Annotated in this window: 19 protein-coding genes; 3 read left to right on the top strand and 16 right to left on the bottom strand. The window is 44.0% G+C overall.

The genetic code is table 11. The features are described from left to right. Window positions 1-37: 37 nt before the first annotated feature. From DW694_RS05075 to DW694_RS05045, 7 genes are all read right to left on the bottom strand, one after another. Window positions 38-595 carry a TIGR00730 family Rossman fold protein gene (locus DW694_RS05075; RefSeq protein WP_015526428.1) on the bottom strand — a complete coding sequence of 186 codons (558 nt, stop codon included), beginning with the start codon at window positions 593-595 and terminating at the stop codon, window positions 38-40. Next, window positions 592-798, bottom strand: coding sequence for a hypothetical protein (locus DW694_RS17045; RefSeq protein WP_015526429.1), 207 nt, complete (start codon window positions 796-798; stop codon window positions 592-594). Before DW694_RS17045 ends, DW694_RS05075 begins: the two co-directional genes overlap by 4 nt. Window positions 799-1,013: 215 nt before the next feature. Then, entirely contained in the window at window positions 1,014-2,486 is a 1,473-nt protein-coding gene (locus tag DW694_RS05065) for a trypsin-like peptidase domain-containing protein (protein WP_118752630.1), read from the bottom strand. Between the two features lie 96 nt (window positions 2,487-2,582). Further along, entirely contained in the window at window positions 2,583-3,380 is a 798-nt protein-coding gene (locus DW694_RS05060) for a metal ABC transporter permease (protein WP_015526431.1), read from the bottom strand. Further along, window positions 3,377-4,039, bottom strand: coding sequence for a metal ABC transporter ATP-binding protein (locus DW694_RS05055; protein ID WP_015526432.1), 663 nt, complete (start codon window positions 4,037-4,039; stop codon window positions 3,377-3,379). The genes DW694_RS05060 and DW694_RS05055 overlap by 4 nt, the downstream gene beginning before the upstream one ends. Window positions 4,040-4,078: 39 nt before the next feature. Beyond that, complete coding sequence (locus DW694_RS05050) at window positions 4,079-5,029, bottom strand: metal ABC transporter substrate-binding protein (RefSeq protein ID WP_114002488.1); 951 nt, start codon at window positions 5,027-5,029, stop codon at window positions 4,079-4,081. Beyond that, window positions 5,026-5,442, bottom strand: a complete 417-nt coding sequence (locus DW694_RS05045; protein ID WP_015526434.1) for a transcriptional repressor — start codon at window positions 5,440-5,442, stop codon at window positions 5,026-5,028. The genes DW694_RS05050 and DW694_RS05045 overlap by 4 nt, the downstream gene beginning before the upstream one ends. 210 nt (window positions 5,443-5,652) lie before the next feature. Between DW694_RS05045 and DW694_RS05040 the strand changes: the two genes are divergently transcribed. Continuing rightward, on the top strand, window positions 5,653-6,417 hold the full coding sequence (locus tag DW694_RS05040; protein WP_015526435.1) for a DeoR/GlpR family DNA-binding transcription regulator: 765 nt from the start codon (window positions 5,653-5,655) through the stop codon (window positions 6,415-6,417). A gap of 152 nt (window positions 6,418-6,569) precedes the next feature. Here the strand turns inward: DW694_RS05040 and DW694_RS05035 are convergent, their stop codons facing one another. The 5 genes from DW694_RS05035 to DW694_RS05010 form a co-directional block, all read right to left on the bottom strand. After that, entirely contained in the window at window positions 6,570-8,087 is a 1,518-nt protein-coding gene (locus DW694_RS05035; RefSeq protein WP_021651218.1) for a CoA-acylating methylmalonate-semialdehyde dehydrogenase, read from the bottom strand. Window positions 8,088-8,750: 663 nt separating this feature from the next. Continuing rightward, entirely contained in the window at window positions 8,751-9,059 is a 309-nt protein-coding gene (locus DW694_RS05025; RefSeq protein WP_286186870.1) for an AzlD domain-containing protein, read from the bottom strand. Between the two features lie 45 nt (window positions 9,060-9,104). Then, complete coding sequence (locus DW694_RS05020; protein ID WP_118752628.1) at window positions 9,105-9,347, bottom strand: hypothetical protein; 243 nt, start codon at window positions 9,345-9,347, stop codon at window positions 9,105-9,107. A 21-nt stretch (window positions 9,348-9,368) separates the two neighbouring features. Next, window positions 9,369-9,581, bottom strand: coding sequence for a hypothetical protein (locus DW694_RS05015; RefSeq protein ID WP_015526438.1), 213 nt, complete (start codon window positions 9,579-9,581; stop codon window positions 9,369-9,371). A gap of 2 nt (window positions 9,582-9,583) precedes the next feature. After that, window positions 9,584-9,805 (bottom strand): hypothetical protein, encoded by a 222-nt coding sequence (locus tag DW694_RS05010; protein ID WP_015526439.1) that lies wholly within the window; start codon window positions 9,803-9,805, stop codon window positions 9,584-9,586. 306 nt (window positions 9,806-10,111) lie between these two features. Between DW694_RS05010 and DW694_RS05005 the strand changes: the two genes are divergently transcribed. Continuing rightward, a complete protein-coding gene (locus tag DW694_RS05005; protein ID WP_118752627.1) occupies window positions 10,112-12,931 on the top strand; it encodes an HD domain-containing phosphohydrolase in 2,820 nt (939 codons plus the stop codon). A gap of 90 nt (window positions 12,932-13,021) precedes the next feature. Here the strand turns inward: DW694_RS05005 and DW694_RS05000 are convergent, their stop codons facing one another. Both DW694_RS05000 and DW694_RS04995 read right to left on the bottom strand, forming a co-directional pair. Further along, window positions 13,022-14,359 (bottom strand): MATE family efflux transporter, encoded by a 1,338-nt coding sequence (locus DW694_RS05000; RefSeq protein ID WP_182465477.1) that lies wholly within the window; start codon window positions 14,357-14,359, stop codon window positions 13,022-13,024. Window positions 14,360-14,390: 31 nt separating this feature from the next. Continuing rightward, window positions 14,391-15,746 (bottom strand): MATE family efflux transporter, encoded by a 1,356-nt coding sequence (locus DW694_RS04995; protein ID WP_059086577.1) that lies wholly within the window; start codon window positions 15,744-15,746, stop codon window positions 14,391-14,393. Between the two features lie 253 nt (window positions 15,747-15,999). Here DW694_RS04995 and DW694_RS04990 point away from each other — a divergent pair, with 253 nt between their 5' ends. Beyond that, window positions 16,000-17,760, top strand: coding sequence for a diguanylate cyclase (locus DW694_RS04990; protein ID WP_110103051.1), 1,761 nt, complete (start codon window positions 16,000-16,002; stop codon window positions 17,758-17,760). A 60-nt stretch (window positions 17,761-17,820) separates the two neighbouring features. Here DW694_RS04990 and DW694_RS04985 read toward each other — a convergent pair whose 3' ends face one another. Both DW694_RS04985 and DW694_RS04980 read right to left on the bottom strand, forming a co-directional pair. Then, window positions 17,821-18,291 carry a GNAT family N-acetyltransferase gene (locus DW694_RS04985; protein WP_021651228.1) on the bottom strand — a complete coding sequence of 157 codons (471 nt, stop codon included), beginning with the start codon at window positions 18,289-18,291 and terminating at the stop codon, window positions 17,821-17,823. A gap of 157 nt (window positions 18,292-18,448) precedes the next feature. Next, window positions 18,449-19,141: a Crp/Fnr family transcriptional regulator gene (locus DW694_RS04980; protein WP_022427006.1), complete on the bottom strand. Its 693-nt coding sequence runs from the start codon at window positions 19,139-19,141 to the stop codon at window positions 18,449-18,451. Between the last annotated feature and the right edge of the window lie 12 nt (window positions 19,142-19,153).

Below are 19,153 nucleotides of genomic sequence, written 5' to 3'. Positions count from 1 at the left end.
TATACAGGGCTGTTGTATTAGCCGTACTGTATTTTATTTATAGCCTTCCCCCATAATTCCGGTAATTCTCAATATAATCCAGGATCTCCTCCGGATCTTTCATGAACCGGCACATACCCACAACATCTCTGGACATAAATTTTTCCCCGGCTGTGTATTCCAGGAGTGCCTGCATGCTGTCGTAATATCCCTGAATATTATAAAGAACGATCGGCCTGTCGATCCGTCCCAGACTCTTCAATGTCAGGATCTCAAAAAACTCCTCATAAGTACCAATTCCCCCAGGTACCACGATAGTCGCATCCGAGCGGCTTTCCAGCAGGTGCTTCCTCTCACGCATATTTTCAGTAAAAATAAACTCTGTACAATGCTCATACAACACTCCCGGCTGGTCAAAAAATCTCGGTGCGATACCCAGGATATAGCCTTTTTCTCTGTCAACGCCCCGGGCTGCCGCCCCCATCAGTCCCTCTTTTCCACCTCCGAAAACAAGGCCGTGGCCACGTTTCCCCATCAGCTGTCCCAGCTCTTCCGTTTTCTCATAATAGATCTTTTTCAGCTCTGCGCTGGACGCTCCATAGATACAAATATTCATGCTTCCGTCTCCTTCCCTGCTGCCTCCACAAATGCCCGGAGAAGCTTCAGCTGTTCTGAAGAATCATACATCATCTCCGGATGCCACTGCACAGCTACTGCAAATGGATGATCATTTATCTCTGAATATAACTTTTGCCGGCCTCTGCACATGATACTGGCAAAGACCGGCTTTCCGTCATTTCCGATACATCTGGAATGCATCCGGAAATGCCTGTTATTTTATTATAATCTGACATACACATGGGGTCAAGCAATTGCCGTTGCCTGAAACTCCCGTTTTATTATACGAGAACTTTTTCTACTGCGTTTTTCCATCCGCTGTATTTCTGGTTTCTTTCCTGCGGATTCATGGAGGGGATGAACTGATTGCGGTTCTTCACCTCGAAAATGCTCTCCATCTATAATTTAGGGCATGATCAGTCATACAAGCCATTCTGCTCAAAATCTCTAAACAGGCTGGCTTCTCCATCATCAGCAAATGCATCTGCATCCCCCTGATTGGAATCATCCTGTCCTCCCTGGATATCTGGAATATCTGCATCCTGGGAATCCTGGGACGTGCTATCCTCAGCGCTGTCCTTGCTATCCTTGCTGGAACTGTCATCTTTACCAAGTTTTACAGTGAGTGTCTTCTCCTTATATTCATTACCATCCAGAACTGCAACCGTCACATCGATCTTTTCCTTCGGCTCATAATACTGAAGCAGCTCAACCAGCTGATCGATACTGGTGATCGTTTTACCATCAAACTCTGTAATGACCATATTCTTGGTAATACCTGCATCATCGGCAGGGCCGCCCTCGGTTACCTCCGAAACAAATACACCCTGCGGGATACCATAAATCTGTACTGCCTCCGTACTTACTGTACTGCCTGTGATACCAAGGATACCATGATTATCCACTTTATCCCTTGCCTTGGCATTCATCATGTTCTCAAGAGAATCCGCAACATCAGAGATCGCAATGGCATACCCCATACCTTCAACCTCAGTAGAAGCAAGCTTGGAAGAGTTGATACCAACAACCTCACCATCCATATTCAGAAGCGCACCGCCACTGTTACCGGGATTGATAGCCGCATCTGTCTGGATCAGGTTCACGCCCTTGTTGATACTGCTGCTGTTATCTGTAGAATCACCAGACTCGATCTGACCTGATGCATCTGTCGTACGGTTCTTTGCACTGACAATACCGGTAGTAACAGACTGTCCATAGCCAAGTGCATTACCAATGGCAACAACCTGCTCACCGATCTTCAGATCATCAGAGCTTCCGATCTTTGCAACAGAAATTGCATCCATTGTATCATCCGAAACATCCTTCGTTGCAACAGAAACAACTGCAAGATCCTCGTTTTCATCAAAGCCCTTTACCGTAGCCTCATAAGCTTTACCATCTGCAAAGGCAACTGACAAGGTATCGGCACCATCCACAACATGATAGTTTGTGGCGATCAGCAGCTCAGAATCTGTTTTTCCGATGATAATACCGGAACCGCTTCCTTCAACTTCCTGCTCCTGGCTCGGCGCATACTGGGAACCAAACATGCTGTAATAATCCTGAACCTCCTGAACGGACTTGGTTGTGATGGCAACTACAGAAGGCATTGCCTCCTCAGCAACATCTGATACATCCAGACTGCCCTTTGTATCGGAGGATTTTGTAGCCTCTGTATCTTTGCTGTCTTTATTTGATTTTTTATCAGACTTCATAAGAGTCAGATTCTCGGAGCTGTCGGTTGCCGCCTGTACGGACTGTGCACCGGAGAAATAATTTATACCTTCATATGCACCAACTCCAATGCCGCCGGCAAGTACTGCACACAGGCTGATGGTTGCACCTTTTTTCATCATTTTCTTTATTTTTAATTTTCTGTTATTGTTCATGGTTAAATCCTCCCTGGGAAAAAATTCTTCTCTGTTTCCTTTTGATGCTTCAAAGTATATGGGTTAATTGTGTTTACTTTGTGGGAAAAATGTGTTTTATTTGTTAAAACTTTTCACTGTCATCACAACTACAAACCACGCAACCTCAAGAAGAACGATCATTCCACCTGGTTTCAGTCCGGCATAATAGGAAAGAAACAGTCCGGCAATGGTGGTACATACCGCCACGATAATGGCACAGATCAGTGTACCCTTATAGCTTTTTGCCATCTGCATCCCACACGCCACCGGAACTACCAGCATGGAGGAAACGATCAAGGTTCCTACTGTACGGGACGCAATGGAAACTGTCAGAGCCGTCAGAATAGTAAAAAGAAAATTAATATTCCGCACGGAAACACCGGAGATTCTTGCCGCATTTTCATCAAATCCGATATAAAACAGTTCCCTGTAAAAAAACAGCACTGCTGCCAGCACCAGCACACTGATCACAACTACCAGCGCCAGCTCTCCTTCACTGATGGACACAATACTTCCGAACAAGAAGCTGTTCAGACTGGCACCGTTTTCCACAAAGCCGGACAGCACACCGGCCAGTCCGATCCCGGCAGACATGACGATGGAGATCGCCACCTCCGAATAACGCGGGATTTTTTTGCGGATAGCCTCAATCCCAAGAGCAGCTACGATGCACATCACTACTGCACCGGCTACCGGATTCACTCCAAGTATCAGTCCCAGCACAACACCGGCCAGTGAAGAATGGGAAAGCGCATCTCCGATCATGGACATCCGTTTCAAAACAATGGTGATCCCGATGCAGGGCGTGATCACAGCCAGAAGGATTCCCACCAGAAAAGCCCTCTGCATAAATCCATACTGTAAAATACTCATACTTCGTCGATCCTCCCCTCTTCCGCTTTAAAGAACCGGTTTGCTCCTTTAAACTCACCGGAATTTCCATGAGTAACCATAAGGATCGTCAGCCCCTGTTCCTCATTCCGCTTCCTCAGAACTTCTGCAAGTGTTTTCACAGAAACCATATCCATTCCTGTGGTAGGCTCATCCAGGATCAGGATCTTCGGTTTTCCTGCCAGTGCACGTGCCAGCATAACCCTCTGCTGCTGTCCTCCGGAAAGATCTCCGATCCTTCTTTTCCAGAACTCTTCCATTTCCATTTCCGCAAGTGCGGCTTTCAAACGCGGGATCTCTTTTTTTGCCCGGAAACGTGCCTTCCAGGAAGAGGAATACACGCCTGTCATCATGATCTCTTCCACAGTCGCCGGAAAATTCTGGTTTCTGCTGATACTGTTCTGTGGAACATATCCCAGATCTCCCTTTCCAAATGTGGCAGAAATATCTTTTCCATTTACGGTAATACTTCCCTCCTGCGCCTTCAGTTCGCCCAGAAGAAGCTTCAGAAATGTACTTTTTCCACTTCCGTTTTCACCGGTAAGGATGGCATAATCGCCATCCTTCACCTCCAGGTTCACCTGATCCAGCACAGGTGTCCCTGTATAGTGAAACGAAAGATTTTCTATCAAAATTCCCATAATTTCTCCTTTTTTTGTTACAGCTGCTGTCCTGCACCTTCAGTTCAATGCCTTCCTGAGCGCCTCCAGATTCTTCCTCATCACAGAAAAATAATCCTCTCCGGCCTCGATATCCTCCTCACTTAATCCCTCGATCGGATTCAGCACAGCAGTCACCGCATCCACTTCCTTCGCCACTGTCTTCGCCACCTTGGGACTTGCCAGCTCCTCAAAAAATATGGTATGGATGTCGTATTTTTTCGCATACTCGATCACTTCCTGCATCTTGGCAGGATCAGGCTCTGAATCCGGTGTCAGCCCTTCGATAGCCAGCTGCTTCAGATCATAGGCATTGCACAGATATCCAAAAGCCTCATGCGCCACTATGATATCCCGGCTCTTCGTACCTTTCAGACCATCTCTGAACTCCTGATCCAGCTCATCAAATTCACCGGCATATTTCTCATAATTTGCTTCATAATAATCACCGTTCCCAGGATCAGCCTTTACCAAAGCATCCCTGATATTCTTCATTTCCTGCTTTGCACGCATAGGATCAAGCCAGACATGAGGATCTTTTCCTTCATCACCATGAGCATGATCATGTCCTCCATCCAAAAGCTCCACACCATCCGATGCCTCAGACACAACCAGATCCTGATTCTCCAGAGTATCCAGTACATCCTCCGCCCAGTGCTCCAGATCCGCACCATTATAGACAAACACATCTGCATCCTCAAGATTCCGGATATCCGTTGCCGCCGGCTCCCAGTCATGAGGCTCCGTTCCCGCCGGAACCATATCCTTCACCTGAATCCTGTCGCCCCCTACCTTCCGGGCAAAATCATACATTGGATAAAAGCTGGCCATCACCTTCAGTCGGCCATCCTCCACAAATGGCTGTCCCACCGTTCCGGCCCTGTGCAAACCATATCCGGTCACACCGCCCACAACAAGAAGCGTCACCGCCAGAACTGCTGCCGCTGTCATCTTCCCTCTGTTAACATTCATTTTTTAAGCCTCCTGCAGCTGTCACAATATCCATAAAAGATCGTCCGGCTCTGATCGATCTCAAATCCGTGTTCATCCAGCACATGTCCCACAAAATGATCGATACATCCACACTGCAGAGGAATCGTATGCCCACATTCCAGACACACAAGCTTACCGTAATTCTTCCGCTCCTCATCACGTATAAAACGATACTGGGCAGGCGCTCCCTCCACAGACGGAACCTTCAGCACCGCTCCCTCCTTCTGCAGCCGCTCCAGTCCTCTGTATACCGTTGTCCTTCCGATCTGGATCTCTTTTCCACGAAGGAGCTCCATAAACTGATCTATGGTATAAAATGTATCTCCATATTCCTGCAGGCATTCCAGAATTATTTTCTGCTGCCTGGTGCTGTATTTCATTTTTTCTTCCATTATATTTCCTACTCTCTTCTATCAACTGCACCTTACATGGCAGATTTGAATTTGAAAACCGTTTTCATATTACATTCAAATAAGAATTTCGTCAAGATATTTTTGAAGGGAAATAATTTTTGGTATGTTCTTATAAAAGCACTTTATCTCTACCTTCTTTTATGATAAAATATAACCAAGACTTAACCAACAGAAAGAAGGTAGACCTCTATGAAATCACAGCGACTGGACATGATCGAAGAATATGTGCTGGAGCATAAGAACGCTTCTCTCGATACATTATGTGAGAAATTCAACGTATCCAAAAACACCATCAGAAGAGATGTCGATATCCTTCTGAAACGTGGCAGTATCATGAAAGTATATGGCGGTGTCGCAGCACTCGAAACTCCACAGACTCTTCCCCTTCTGTCTTACGAAGAGCGTGGCGGACGTTTTCCTGACGAAAAGAAAGAAATCTGCCGCCGTGCCGCAGAGCTTGTGGCAGAAGACGATACCATCTATATCGATACAGGTACAACCTGCCTGAACCTGGTTGATTTTATTGCAGATAAGCACTGTACGATCCTGACCAACAGCCTGCTTATCTTCAACAAGGCAGCATCCTATCCGAACCTGGATATCATTTCCGTTCCCGGAAAGCTGAACCGCAAGACCCTGTCCTTCACAGGACCGGATATCAATGATTATCTGCAGACCTACAACATTTCCATGGCTTTTATGGCCTGCACAGGTGTAACCATGAAGAGCGGACTTACCAATGCCAGCGCCGAGGAATACATCACCAAAAAAGCCATCGCAGAGAATGCCAACAGCATGATCCTTCTTGCAGACCATTCCAAATTCGGCCGGATCTCGCTTATGACCTATTCTTCCATGGAAAAGCTGGACGCCATCGTAACCGACCAGCCACTTCCTGAAGAATACGACAGCTTCTGCCAGGAGCACGGCATCCGTGTTATGACGATCGATTAAATTGGATATTGACCCTAAAAAACGGTGCATCTGCCAGAAATCCAGCAGATGCACCGTTTTTGAATATGCTCATTTCATTAGAGGATTTTATCTGAAAGGCAGATCTTACCCAATCTGCCTTACAGTGTTATAAATTTATTTATGAAGCTTTCTTAAGCCTCAGTACTTCCTTCCCATGTGCCGACCTTTCTCTTTCCGGCAGCTTCATCAAACCAGTGTGTTGTAACTGTTTTTGCTCTTGTGAAGAAACGATAGCCGTCTTTTCCGAGAACGTGCAGATCACCAAAGAAGGAATCCTTGTTTCCGGAGAATGGGAAGTATGCTGTCGGAACCGGGATACCTACATTGATTCCTACCATACCACCATCTGTCTCCATAGCGAATTTACGGCTGTAATATCCGCTCTGTGTAAAGATACAGGAACCATTTGCAAATGGATTGGCATTCATGACTGCGATGCCTTCCTCGTAATCCTTTACTCGTTTGATACAGGTTACCGGTCCGAAGATCTCACGGTTTCCAACTGTCATCTCCGGTGTTACATGATCAAGAATTGTCGGTCCTACGAAGAATCCGTTCTCATATCCCGGAACTACTACATTACGTCCGTCAAGTACAAGCTCCGCACCCTCATCGATACCCTTCTGGATCCAGTTGCAGATCTTCTCCTTATGGCCTGCATTTACAACCGGGCCGAGATCGGTATCTTCATCATATGCACAGCCAAGTTTCATAGCCTCTGCTTTTTTCTTAAGAAGTGAAACAAATTCGTCTGCGATACTATCCTGTACGCATACAACCGGAAGAGCCATACATCTCATACCTGCGCATCCATATGTAGAGTTGATGATCGCATTAACAGTAGCCTCAAGGTTGCAGTCCTCAAGTACAAGTGCATGGTTCTTTGCCTCACACTGTGCCTGAACTCGTTTGCCATGAGCTGCTGCCTTGGAATATACCTGTTTACCAACACCTGTTGTTCCTACGAATGTAACAGCCTTTACTCTCTCATCTGTAAGAAGGATATCAGCCTCTACACGGCTGCAGGTCACAAGGTTTACAACACCCTTCGGGAATCCGCCCTCTGTATAGAAGAGCTCCATGATCCTCATAGCTGTAAGTGGTGTCTGGGAGCTTGCTTTCAGTACTACTGTATTTCCACATGCAATGGAAAGCGGAACCATCCAGCCCCATGGGATCATTGCCGGGAAGTTCATCGGAACAATACCAGCAGTTACTCCAAGTGGTTTGCGATATGTAGCTGTATCATATCCTGTAGTTACCTGCATTGCAGCATCACCCTGGATCATTGTCGGAAGTGCACATGCCTCTTCTGTAGGCTCAATTGCTTTCTGAACATCTCCTCTTGCCTCTTTGATGTTCTTTCCGAGCTCTTTTGCACAAAGTACGGAAAGCTCTTCCTTATGAGCATAAAGAACATCTCTCCATCTGAACATATACTGCTGTCTCTTTGCAAGAGAAAGTGAGGACCATTCCGGGAATGCAGCCTGTGCGGAAGCGATCGCCTCTTCTACCTCATCCGGTGTACAGCAGGGAACCTGCGCGATCACCTCACCTGTACTGGAATCTGTAACATCCATGTATTTCTCTGCCTTTGACTCTTTCCACTCACCGTTTACACAGTAACCCATTTTTTTGATCTCAGCCATTTTAAGATACTCCTTTCGTGCTTACCTTTTTATTCTTAACTTCATAAAAATTTTAGTCATTCTCGTTTTGTTCTGGTCACAGATTATCATTTATTTTTAATTTTGTCAATATAGTATGGTTATATTTTGAGTATATTTTTCAAAATTATGTGTTAATTTATTCACATTTCATGGTATTCCATGTTCCCTGTATAAACTTTTGAAACGTATGCATTTACAGCCATAAAGCCGCATAGTGTCTTGTCGTTTTTTATTCCATTGTGAGAGCAAAAGTTACTCATTTTTGTTATTTTCATAACACACCATTCCACACACACTATTTATTGCCTCCAGCTACGCTGAGGCTTTTAGACCTGTGCAATCGGATTCACAGACAAGTAAGGGGTATAGTTGTTCTGTTACAATTACAGATTCCTCTGATCCCGGCATATTTTCTCTGTATTTTCCAGGAATAAAAAAATACATCTGTGCGTCTTTTACGGACACGCTCATTTTCATGACCGCTCGCTTCTTTTCACGGCTTATTGCACCTTTACATACAATCCTGCGCCTGCTTATCTGATCTACAGCAATTTCATAAATTACTGCTGCAATCAAAAAAACAGGATACGGTTATCGTATCCTGCCCTAACTTTTCATTTTCTGTTTTTCACATATTTCTGCCTAACCAAATATGGTCTGCACCAGCACCATATAAAACACCGTTTCCCCTCCTATGCTGAGCAATGTACTCTTCTTCCATTTATGTAATACCACAATGAACAGTATTGCGATCAGCTCCGGCAGTCCGTAATGCGTACTTTCCGGCACATCCTTCAGACAAAATACCACCAGCAATCCGATCACTGCACAGGGCAGCACTTTTCCCAGATAGGTGATCACAGCCGGCGGTTCCTTTCCTTCCGGGAATATGATAAACGGCAAAAATCGCGTTGTCATAGTCCCCAGGACCACTACCACAACCGTTATGATCTGCTAGTCATTCCTTATCCCTCCTGTCCGGCTATATCCCAACTGTCATGCCTGATATTCTCCTGACTTTTGTATACGTTCTTTTTTTCTCTTCTCCTCATGCTTCTTCATTCCCAGGAAGCATAAAACGATCGATGTCATTGACGGAAGGATAAACTTCCCGCTTCCAAAGATCACCAGGCAGATCACAGAACATACAATTCCGACCAGCGCCGGCTTATGATCTTGTGCATCTTCCCACTGATCAATGAACATAACCACAAACAGCGCAGTCATGACAAAATCCAATGATGTACGTCCCTTTCTGTTTTACAATTTCCACAGCTGATGCTGCCCGTCCATGGTAACAAGATCTCCCTCATTGATATCTCTTTCATACAGAAGTCCGTCATCATGTCGCAGACTTGTTTCATTTCCATTTTCATCTTCCATCAGCACTACTGACATAAGTGCTTCACCCGGCTGCCGCTCTTCACAGCCGAAATCCATGTCTTCTTCTATCTTCAGAACCTTATACTGCATGATCAGATTTCCTCAAGCAGCACATCGTTAACAGCCTCATAAGCGTCCTCAAGCGCATCCAGTGCCTCTGTCAGCGTGTCCATCTTCCGGCTGTCCGCATTTTCTTCCTCATAGGCTTCTATCACTTCAGCCATTACATCCTTCAGCTCTTCCAGTGAGTTTGCAATGTCCTGCAGCTTCTGATCTTTGTCCTCTTTTGATGTGATATTTACGATCTTACTCATGATCCTTCCTCCTGTCGCTTTACTCTCATTCTTTATTCTGATCCTTTATCCTGCATATATCATGCTTTACATGTCATACTCCACATTTACCCATTGTATCATATCCTGCACGCAGATGCATCGGATATGTTTTCTATCTGCTTTATATAATACCACCGAATTCATAAAAAATTTGGTAAAATCTTACCAAATTACCCGTCTTAGTCTGTTTATACTGATTTTTCCACTCCGGTCTGGTATAATCGATCTAAAGGAGTTTTTCAATTTACAAACCACTCCTTTCCCACTACAAGGAGGCATATTGCCATGAAAGAAAAAACAGAAACCTTTAACCAGGGAAAAAGATATTTCTTTTATATTCTGATGTTCGCCATCCTTGGCTGGTTCATTTTTATGCAGATTTTTGGTGCGGATGAACGTTCTTCCGACACCTCAGCAGCCTCTGTGATCTATTCCGGTACCGTTACCTGGCAGAAACCGGATGGAACCACCCAGGAAATCTCCGTTCCGGGCACCTACAAGGTTCCCGTCGGTGACACGATGGTCCTCAACATCCAGCTTCCCGATGATCTTACAGATACCTGCTTTGCCATCCGTTCTTCCCTGCAGGATGTGGATTTTTATGTAGGGGACGACCTCAGGACCAGCTACTCCACGCATAAAACAAGGCTTGTGGGCAAAAACTCCGCCAGCCGTTATGTTTTCTGCCCGGTTTATGCTTCCGATGCCGGCAAAGAGCTCCGTATTGAACTGACCACCTACACCTCCAATTACACCGGAGTTGTCAATCCTGTTTACTGTGGAAACAAGGCAGATATCTGGATATATATTTTCAGCAGATACGGACTGGAAACCTACATTGCTTTTTTTATCCTGTTTGCCGGAATCGTCACGATCCTGTTCAGTTTCGCTCTGGGATTGGTCTATCATACACGATTTGACATGGAATATCTTGGATGGTGCATGGTTATGGGCGCCGTCTGGATGCTGGGTGAATCCAAGCTCCGTCAGTTCCTGGTCCCCAACGCTTCCGCTCTCGGATCTCTGTGCTTCGTTATGATCCTTTTGTGTCCGCTCCCGATCCTGTTTTTTGCGGACAGTCTCCAGAAAGGGCTGCATCACAGATTTTATGTCTGTCTTGGAAGCATCGCAATGATAAACTTTGCAGTCTGTACGATCCTCACTGCTGCAGGTATCGCAGATTATATCGAAACCATGCCTGTAAGCCACGGAATCCTGGCGATCACCGTTGCCACAATATTTGTACACCTTTTCCAATATATACGCACCGAAAAAAACAAGGCCGACCGGCTTTTGCTCATTGGTCTGCTGTCAGCGATCCTGTGTATTGCCGTTGAAGCAACCTCCGTATACTTTGTCACATTGATGTCCGGACTGTTTGTGGGTGCCGGCATGCTGATCCTGCTCTTTGTCAATATTGTAAGAGCCATCAAAAATGTCCAGGATATAGAACTGAAACGCCAGCAAAGCGAAATCCGCAAAAACCAGGAACAGAATGAAAAAATGTCTCTGCAGATGATACAGACCCTTTCCACCACCATTGAGGCAAAGGATGCGTACACCCGCGGTCATTCCTACCGGGTTGCACAATATGCGGCCCTGATCGCAGAGGAGCTGGGCTGGACACCGGAAGAGATCCTGAATCTGAAACGGGCTACTCACCTTCACGACATCGGAAAGATCGGTATCCCGGATCCGTTCCTGAACAAACCGGCACAGCTGACCGATGATGAATACAACCTTATAAAAAAACACACCGTCATCGGCGCCGAGATCCTAAAGGATATAACCCTGATCCCGCATGCGGCAGAAATCGCAAGAAGTCACCATGAGCGTTATGACGGAAAAGGCTATCCGGACGGGCTGGCCGGAACAGAAATCCCCATCCATGCCCGGATCGTGGCTGTTGCCGACTGCTACGATGCCATGAACTCCCGCCGAATCTACCGTAATGCGCTTCCACCGGAGGTTGTTTACGAAGAATTCCGCAAAAACCGTGGTACACAGTTCGACCCGGAGATCACAGACATTTTTCTGAAACTGCTCAATGAAAAACGGCTGCCTCAGTGGGATCCTTCCCAGGAAGAACCGGACACTTATAACCTTCCGGATATGCAGCTTACCGTCAGCAAATTCATCTCTGACATAATGGCCACCATAAAAAGTCAGGAAGACGCAAAAAGCTATGATTTCCTTACCGGTCTTCCCATGCGTAACCTGGGCGAACGTCTTACCGCGGAATTTATGCAGACACATGATGGATGTCTGGTATTCCTTGATATGGACAACCTGAAAAAGATCAACGACATCTATGGCCACAAAGCCGGCGACCGTGCACTGAAATGTCTTGGAAAGCTGCTCCAGAAACGGGCAGATCAGGGAATTTCCTGCAGACTTGGAGGCGATGAATTCCTGATGTTCCTTCCGGACACAGATCCTAATTCCCTGTCTCTGCAGATGGACGATCTGTTCCAGAAATTTCACACCATCACTACCGATGATCCGGAACTCCGGTTTGCCACACTGTCCGCAGGCCTGTGTCTGTGCAGCACCGATGATTCCTTTGAAGACTGCTATTCCAAAGCAGATAAAGCTCTGTATTACGTAAAACAAAACGGCAAGAACCAGTTCTTTTTCTACCAGCAGATCGACCGCAGCACTCTTGCGGCATCCGGTTCCGGAAAGGATCTGGAGCTTGTGGCAGAGTCCCTTCAGAAAAGCGGCATCTATGTAGGTGCTCTTGATCTGAATTACCGGGATTTCGCACGCCAGTATGAATACATGTGTCAGCTTGTCACACGCAGCCAGTGCAGATGTTATCTGGCGATGATCACCATCGAGACACTTGTGGATACAGTTCCTGATATCGAATCCATTGAGCAGGCTCTGGAGTATATGGAACAGGCCATCCGGCAGAATATCCGCCGTGTGGATATCTGTACACGCTACAGTTCCCTGCAGTATCTCATCATACTGTTTGAGCCTGACGAAACGCATATTCCTGATATCATAGAACGTATTTTTACCCAATATTACCATCAGTGTGACAGCCATGATTTCCAGCCATCCTATGAATACCTGGAAATATCTCCACAGGAGTTATAAATACTCCCATGACATGGACATGATAAAGCCATAACGAAAAAGAGGCCGTACTTGACGGCCTCTTTTTTGTTAAAATTTTGCAAAATATCATTAAGACGTGGCTCTGGAATTTTCCTGCATGAAACTTTTTCCGTATGTTCGATACAGATAAACCGCCATGAAAATAGTCACGGCTTCTGCCAGCGGCATCGCCATCCAGATGCCTGCAACCCCTATAAGCTTTGGCAGGATCAATATGAACACAGCCACCAGGATCAAAGAACGCATTGATGAGATCAATGCCGAAATAAAACCATTTCCCAGGGCAGTAAAATATCCGGAAAGAAATACATTTAAACCAATAAACAGGAAAACCGGACTAAACAGCTTCAGGCCATCCCATGTCAATGTAAATACATTTCCCTCCCCAACGAATAAATGGATGATCTGTTTTCCAAATACAAGTGATACCGTGAGGATCAATACTGAACTGATGGCAATCGTAATAAAACTATATCGTGTTATCTCTCTGATCTTATCATAATTTTCAGAGCCGTAATTATAGCTTATGATCGGAGCCGCTGCAACGGCAATTCCCATATAAAAAGCGATGAAAAAATAGTAAATATACATAATGATCGTCACAGCCGCAACTCCATCTTCACCAAAATATTGCATGATAATAAGATTAAATAAAAATGTAGTGATCCCGGTAGACATCTCCGTCAGCATTTCACTGCTTCCATTGGTGCAGGCTTTCAGAAGAACACTCATGTCGGTCTTCGGTCTGCAAAACCTTATATGGCTGTATTTCAGAAAATAGATAAAGCCGATCAACATGCTTACTGTAATGGAGAGAAATGTTCCCCATGCAGCTCCAAGCGTTCCCAGTCTGAATACAGCCACAAAAATATAGTCGAAAACAATATTAAAAGCCAGACCTGTCAGAGACATGATCATTCCGATGTACGATCTCCCATCCGTCCTCACAAGATATTCAAAAAATAGCTTGAATGACATCGAAACCGATCCTAAAAATATGACAAATGCGTATGGCACCACATGCTCCATCAGGCGCTCACTGCTTCCTAAAAAAATACAGATCGGTTTCAGAAAAAGGATTCCCACAGCTGTAAAAGCAACTGAAAGTACGAACAGCACGATCGTGATAAAAGTAAATATCTCATTTGCTTCCTGTTCTCTTTTTTGTCCCATCCGCTCTCCTATGATGGCACCTGATCCCGTTGCAAGCATGACAGATGTTCCGAAAATAACACAGGTGATCGGAATAACAATATTAATTCCTGCAAGCGCGTCAGAGCCTGCATACCGTGATACAAAAAATCCATCTATCGTTGTATAAAATGATAAAAAGATCATGGTCAGCACTGATGGAACCAGATATTTTAAAAATTGAGGATAAGACATTTTTGCCTCAAAGTATTTCATTTCTATAAAAACCTCCTGCTTAGTTACATAATCAGTCAAAATCTCTGGTAATGTTCGTAAGCCATTTATTTCTGAAATAGTGGATGAACACCACAGGCATTTTTTCGAACTCATCCAGGGTCATTATAAAATATACCCAGACAGGCGGCAGTTTTAAAACATATGCTGCAAGGAAGGTGAGAGGAACTGCAACAAGCCACATAAATATGGAATCTACGATCATTCCGAACCTGGAATCGCCACCTCCTCTGAAGCATCCGCATATAAGACAGGTATTGATACCCTCTCCTACAAGACGCCAGGTTGTCATGATTATAAAAATACCAAGATAATAAATGGCTGTCTCTGTCAGTTTATCCCGGTAGAAGTCCAGTATCATAGGGCGGACTGCCAGAATAATGGCACATCCGATGAGACTTACGATAATTGTTATTCTCAGCATACGTTTCCCATATTCTCTGGCTGTATCCTTGTGATCTTTACCAAGCTCCTGGCTGATAATGATGGTAGTAGCGTTGGCAAAACCGCGACAGGCGATGGCACCAATGTTTACCACCATAACAGCAACTGCATTTGCGGCAACCATATCATCGCCAATGTGGCCAAGGATCGCTGCGAACGCTGAACTGGCAAAGCTCCAGACAACATCATTTATCACAGCCGGAGAAGCAATTTTCATAAAGTCCCTGAACAGAATACCGGATTTCGCACAGAAATATTTTATCCGAAATCTGACATCGGAGCTGTTTAATGAATAGATGAGACAGATCAATACCTCTGCGATCCTGGCAATAACAGTACCAAGGGCAACACCGGTAACACCAAGCTTTGGAAGTCCAAACAGGCCAAAGATAAAGGTGGCATTACAAAATACATTGACACAAAGCGATACAATGTATGTAACAGAAGGCAGCATTATTTTTCCGACACTTCGAAGGGCACTCATGAAAACCTGAGAGAATCCCATAAACATAAAGGAAAATGAGATCACCTTCAAATACTCGCTGCCGGCAGCAATCGTATCCGGACTGTTTGTAAAAATCTTCATGATCGTAGTCGGCATGGAAAAGGAGATAACGAAAAATACAAGAGAAACGATCAGTGAGATCCGCTCCGCCAGGCCGAGAATCTTTTCTACTGTCTTTTTATCACCCTTTCCCCAGTACTGGGCACATAAAACCGAAGTACCTGTAGCCATGCCATAATACAAACAGAAAAGAATAAATGTATACTGGTTGGCAAGAGATGAAGCCGACATGGCAGTCTGGCTTACATATCCCAGCATTACAGTATCCGCAACATTTACTAATGTTCCGATCAGATTTTGGATCATGATCGGAAATGCTAATTTTGATGCATATTTTAAAAAATCTTTTTTATTCAGCATCGGTCAGATCCTCCGTGAATTCCGATAAGATATTTACTTATAAAGAACAGTATATCATATACCCTACAAAACCGCGAGGTTTTTTCAGTATTCTTTCCAATATAATCCTCAATTGTATACTATATTTCACTCTCTGGTCATATTTCCATTGTACATAAAAAAACAATATCACTTTAACACAAAAAATCATTCTATTTTTTTACTTCTATGATATAATATTTTATTGTGAAACTAATAAAACGAGGTGAACCAGGTGAAGAAAAAAACAATTGTACCTCTTATCGTTTTTTTACTGGGCATATGCCTTGTTGGTTTAATTGTATACAAAATAGACTCACATGAAACTGAACAACGACACATAACAGCACAATTAAATGCAACAACCTACGGCGAACGTATAAAAAATGAAATTACAAATGGAATTGCGATCACAGATACGCTAAAGCAGGTCCTGATCAGTGAAAACGGAAAGATCAGTCAGTTTGACACAATTGCGGAAAATATTATGTCTGACGTTATTGAAAGCATACAGCTTGCTCCGGATGGTAATGTAACAGATATTTATCCTTCTGAGGGAACGGAAGCGAGTAAGATCGATCTGCTCCAGGATAAAGATTGTAGCAAAATTTCCTGTTACGCAAGAGACAATCACGTGATCATTACACAAGGTCCTTTCGATTTAAAACGGGGCGGCTGTGGAATTGCTGTCCGCAATCCAGTCTACCTGAAAGATGAAAACAACCAGGAATATTTCTGGGGATTTACCATTGTTATCCTGCGTGTTCCTGACATTTTTTCAGATGCGATCAGTGCACTTTCGGATTTCGGATATGAATACAGACTCTCAAAAACCGACGCTCCCTGGAGCGATACTTATAAAGTTGTTTATCAGTCAGACGACCAATTAACTCCTACTGTTTCTTATGGTTTTACGATAGGGGAAGAAAACTGGACATTAGAAGTAGCTCCTGAAAGCGGATGGAGAAACCTTAGATTACTGGTAATCGTCGGCGGAATGTTTACTACTGTCGTTTTACTTTTCTCAGGTCTTACCCGGGTATTGTTAATATCGAAAGAAAATAAAAACAAATTTCAAATACTGGCACACACAGATTCTCTCACCGATATTTACAACCGCTATGGATTTGATGAATTAGCCGAAAGGATGATCACTAAAAATCCAAAAACGCATTTTGTGGCCGCACTCCTTGATATTGATGACTTTAAGTTTATTAATGATATTTACGGACATGTCTATGGAGACAGGGCACTAAAGAGTCTTACAGATAGCATGAAGGCTTTTTTCCCAAAAAACACATTACTGGGAAGAAACGGTGGCGATGAGTTCTGCATTCTTCTGCCGGATCATACCTATAAAGAAGCGGGAGAACTGCTGCTGCAATTTACCAAGCTTCCAAAGACATTTTCATGCAAGGGAAAAGAATATCCGTTTTTTATTTCTCTCGGATATGCAGAATATCCAACCTTTGCATCCAGCCGTTCACAGCTTATGCGCTGTGCAGATGCAGCACTTTATGAAATAAAGCTTCACGGAAAAAACGGATGTATGGCTTACAGGGAGGGGCTCCGGTCAGGAGTCCGTAAACAGCTCGGATTTGCATTCAAGGATATCTCTGAACACCTTCCGGGTGCATTTATCATATACAGAGCGGACAAAGATGATGATGAACTCCTGTATGCAAACCATGAGTTCCTTCAAATGACCGGATATAAAACTATAGATAAACTCTTCAGCCTTACAAATAAAAGTTTCCACAACCTGATCCGTGAGGATGAACAGCAGCAGATAGAAGCAAGCATCTGGAAACAGATCGATGCCGGCAATAAAAATGATTACATCCACTTTCATCTTCGAAAAGCGGACGGCACTTACCTTTCTGTTCTTGATCACGGAAGGATTGTAGACAGCCAGCAATACGGAAGAGTATTTTATGTATTGTTTATGGACTGGGAAGCTATGCATGTTCATTACAGTGATAAATTTTCCGGCTAAGGTACAGACATCTCAGTCTGTATCTTAGCCGGCTGTTTTTTTCCTGAACAATTCAACATCTTATAATATGTATTCCATCTGTCTTTCTTTTGTCCGCATTCCCATTTTTTCATAAAATTTTTCTGCTGAAGTATTTCCTGCCCACACATTCAATGTCACTTCATAGCATCCCAGCTGCTTTGCTTCTTTTTTTACATATTCAAACAGGCTTTCCCCAATATGCTGACCTCGTGTCTCCTGATCGACACACAGGTCATCTATAAAAAGAGATTTAAACGGTACCATATTGTTTGAAAAAGGCTGCTCCTTTAATTGACAAAATGCATACCCCACACAAACATCAGCCTCATCCGCTGCAACATATACTGGCTTTTCTTCATTTTTCAAAAGCTCTGTCAATTCGTCTGTCGTATATTTTGTTGTGCCCGGAATAAAAATATCAGGCCTTATATCTGCATGGATCTGCAGCACCTGTCCTAACAATTCCAGGATCCTCGGAATATCTTTTTCTTCTGCTTTTCTGATGAGCATTTTTTTCCTCCTGTTTTTCAATAACTGATTTCATAGATTCTTTATACATACACCATAATACCATCGTGTGAACGCTTATAACAATAGAATCACTTTAAGCAGTCTCACTTTCCTTTTGTATTATAATGAAAAAGTTTATCGTTTTCCGTAATGTATATCACATTTTTATTCCTGAATCCGTATCATTACAGACAGTCAGCTCAAAATGGTTTCTGTTTGTTTTTATAAGTCCTTCTTTTTGCAGCTTTGATATCTCCGAAGACATTGCTGCACGGTCAATGCAAAGATAATCTGCCAGCTGCTGCCGGTCAAAAGGAATATCAAAGGATAACGATGCCTGTCTGATAGATACCGACGACAGATAGGACAACAGCTTATCCCTTGTCGTTCGCTTGCCCACATGTGTGATCTTATCGTTGAGGATCAGGATCTTATTTGCCAGGACACCGACCAGGTTACGGATCAGCTTCTGATGATGCTCACATACTATTGGGCAGGAAACCAGAAGCCTTTGAACATTTAATAAAATAATCTCACAATCTTCGTCTGCTACCACACTGACATTCAGAACAGCTCCCGGACTTGCTGCATATGGTTCACCAAAAAAATCTCCCGCATGACATTTTGACAGAATATTCCGATGTCCCCACAGGTCTTCCTGAATAACAAGAACACAGCCTGCCACCACAAGTCCCATTACTTCGGTAGAGTCTCCGGCTCTGAAAATATAAGAATCCCGTTTTCTTGAGATCGTTGCTGCATTTACACAATGCAGTATGGATAATATCTCATTGTCAGTAAGACCTTTAAAGAAAGGACTGGTTCTTAAAATGGGTAAATATTTTTTCAAAATTAATCCTCC

The organism is Ruminococcus sp. AM26-12LB (assembly GCF_003480785.1).
In the GTDB taxonomy this organism is placed as follows: Bacteria; Bacillota; Clostridia; order Lachnospirales; family Lachnospiraceae; genus Blautia_A; species Blautia_A fusiformis.
This window is presented reverse-complemented; position numbering and strand designations above follow the sequence as displayed.

Bases quoted from the DNA above. Each gene is read 5' to 3' on its own strand.
- DW694_RS05075 (WP_015526428.1), bottom strand. From the start codon at position 595: ATGAATATTTGTATCTATGGAGCGTCCAGCGCAGAGCTGAAAAAGATC.
- DW694_RS17045 (WP_015526429.1), bottom strand. From the start codon at position 798: ATGCATTCCAGATGTATCGGAAATGACGGAAAGCCGGTCTTTGCCAGT.
- DW694_RS05065 (WP_118752630.1), bottom strand. From the start codon at position 2,486: ATGAACAATAACAGAAAATTAAAAATAAAGAAAATGATGAAAAAAGGT.
- DW694_RS05060 (WP_015526431.1), bottom strand. From the start codon at position 3,380: ATGAGTATTTTACAGTATGGATTTATGCAGAGGGCTTTTCTGGTGGGA.
- DW694_RS05055 (WP_015526432.1), bottom strand. From the start codon at position 4,039: ATGGGAATTTTGATAGAAAATCTTTCGTTTCACTATACAGGGACACCT.
- DW694_RS05050 (WP_114002488.1), bottom strand. From the start codon at position 5,029: ATGAATGTTAACAGAGGGAAGATGACAGCGGCAGCAGTTCTGGCGGTG.
- DW694_RS05045 (WP_015526434.1), bottom strand. From the start codon at position 5,442: ATGGAAGAAAAAATGAAATACAGCACCAGGCAGCAGAAAATAATTCTG.
- DW694_RS05040 (WP_015526435.1), top strand. From the start codon at position 5,653: ATGAAATCACAGCGACTGGACATGATCGAAGAATATGTGCTGGAGCAT.
- DW694_RS05035 (WP_021651218.1), bottom strand. From the start codon at position 8,087: ATGGCTGAGATCAAAAAAATGGGTTACTGTGTAAACGGTGAGTGGAAA.
- DW694_RS05015 (WP_015526438.1), bottom strand. From the start codon at position 9,581: ATGCAGTATAAGGTTCTGAAGATAGAAGAAGACATGGATTTCGGCTGT.
- DW694_RS05010 (WP_015526439.1), bottom strand. From the start codon at position 9,805: ATGAGTAAGATCGTAAATATCACATCAAAAGAGGACAAAGATCAGAAG.
- DW694_RS05005 (WP_118752627.1), top strand. From the start codon at position 10,112: ATGAAAGAAAAAACAGAAACCTTTAACCAGGGAAAAAGATATTTCTTT.
- DW694_RS05000 (WP_182465477.1), bottom strand. From the start codon at position 14,359: ATGAAATACTTTGAGGCAAAAATGTCTTATCCTCAATTTTTAAAATAT.
- DW694_RS04995 (WP_059086577.1), bottom strand. From the start codon at position 15,746: ATGCTGAATAAAAAAGATTTTTTAAAATATGCATCAAAATTAGCATTT.
- DW694_RS04985 (WP_021651228.1), bottom strand. From the start codon at position 18,291: ATGCTCATCAGAAAAGCAGAAGAAAAAGATATTCCGAGGATCCTGGAA.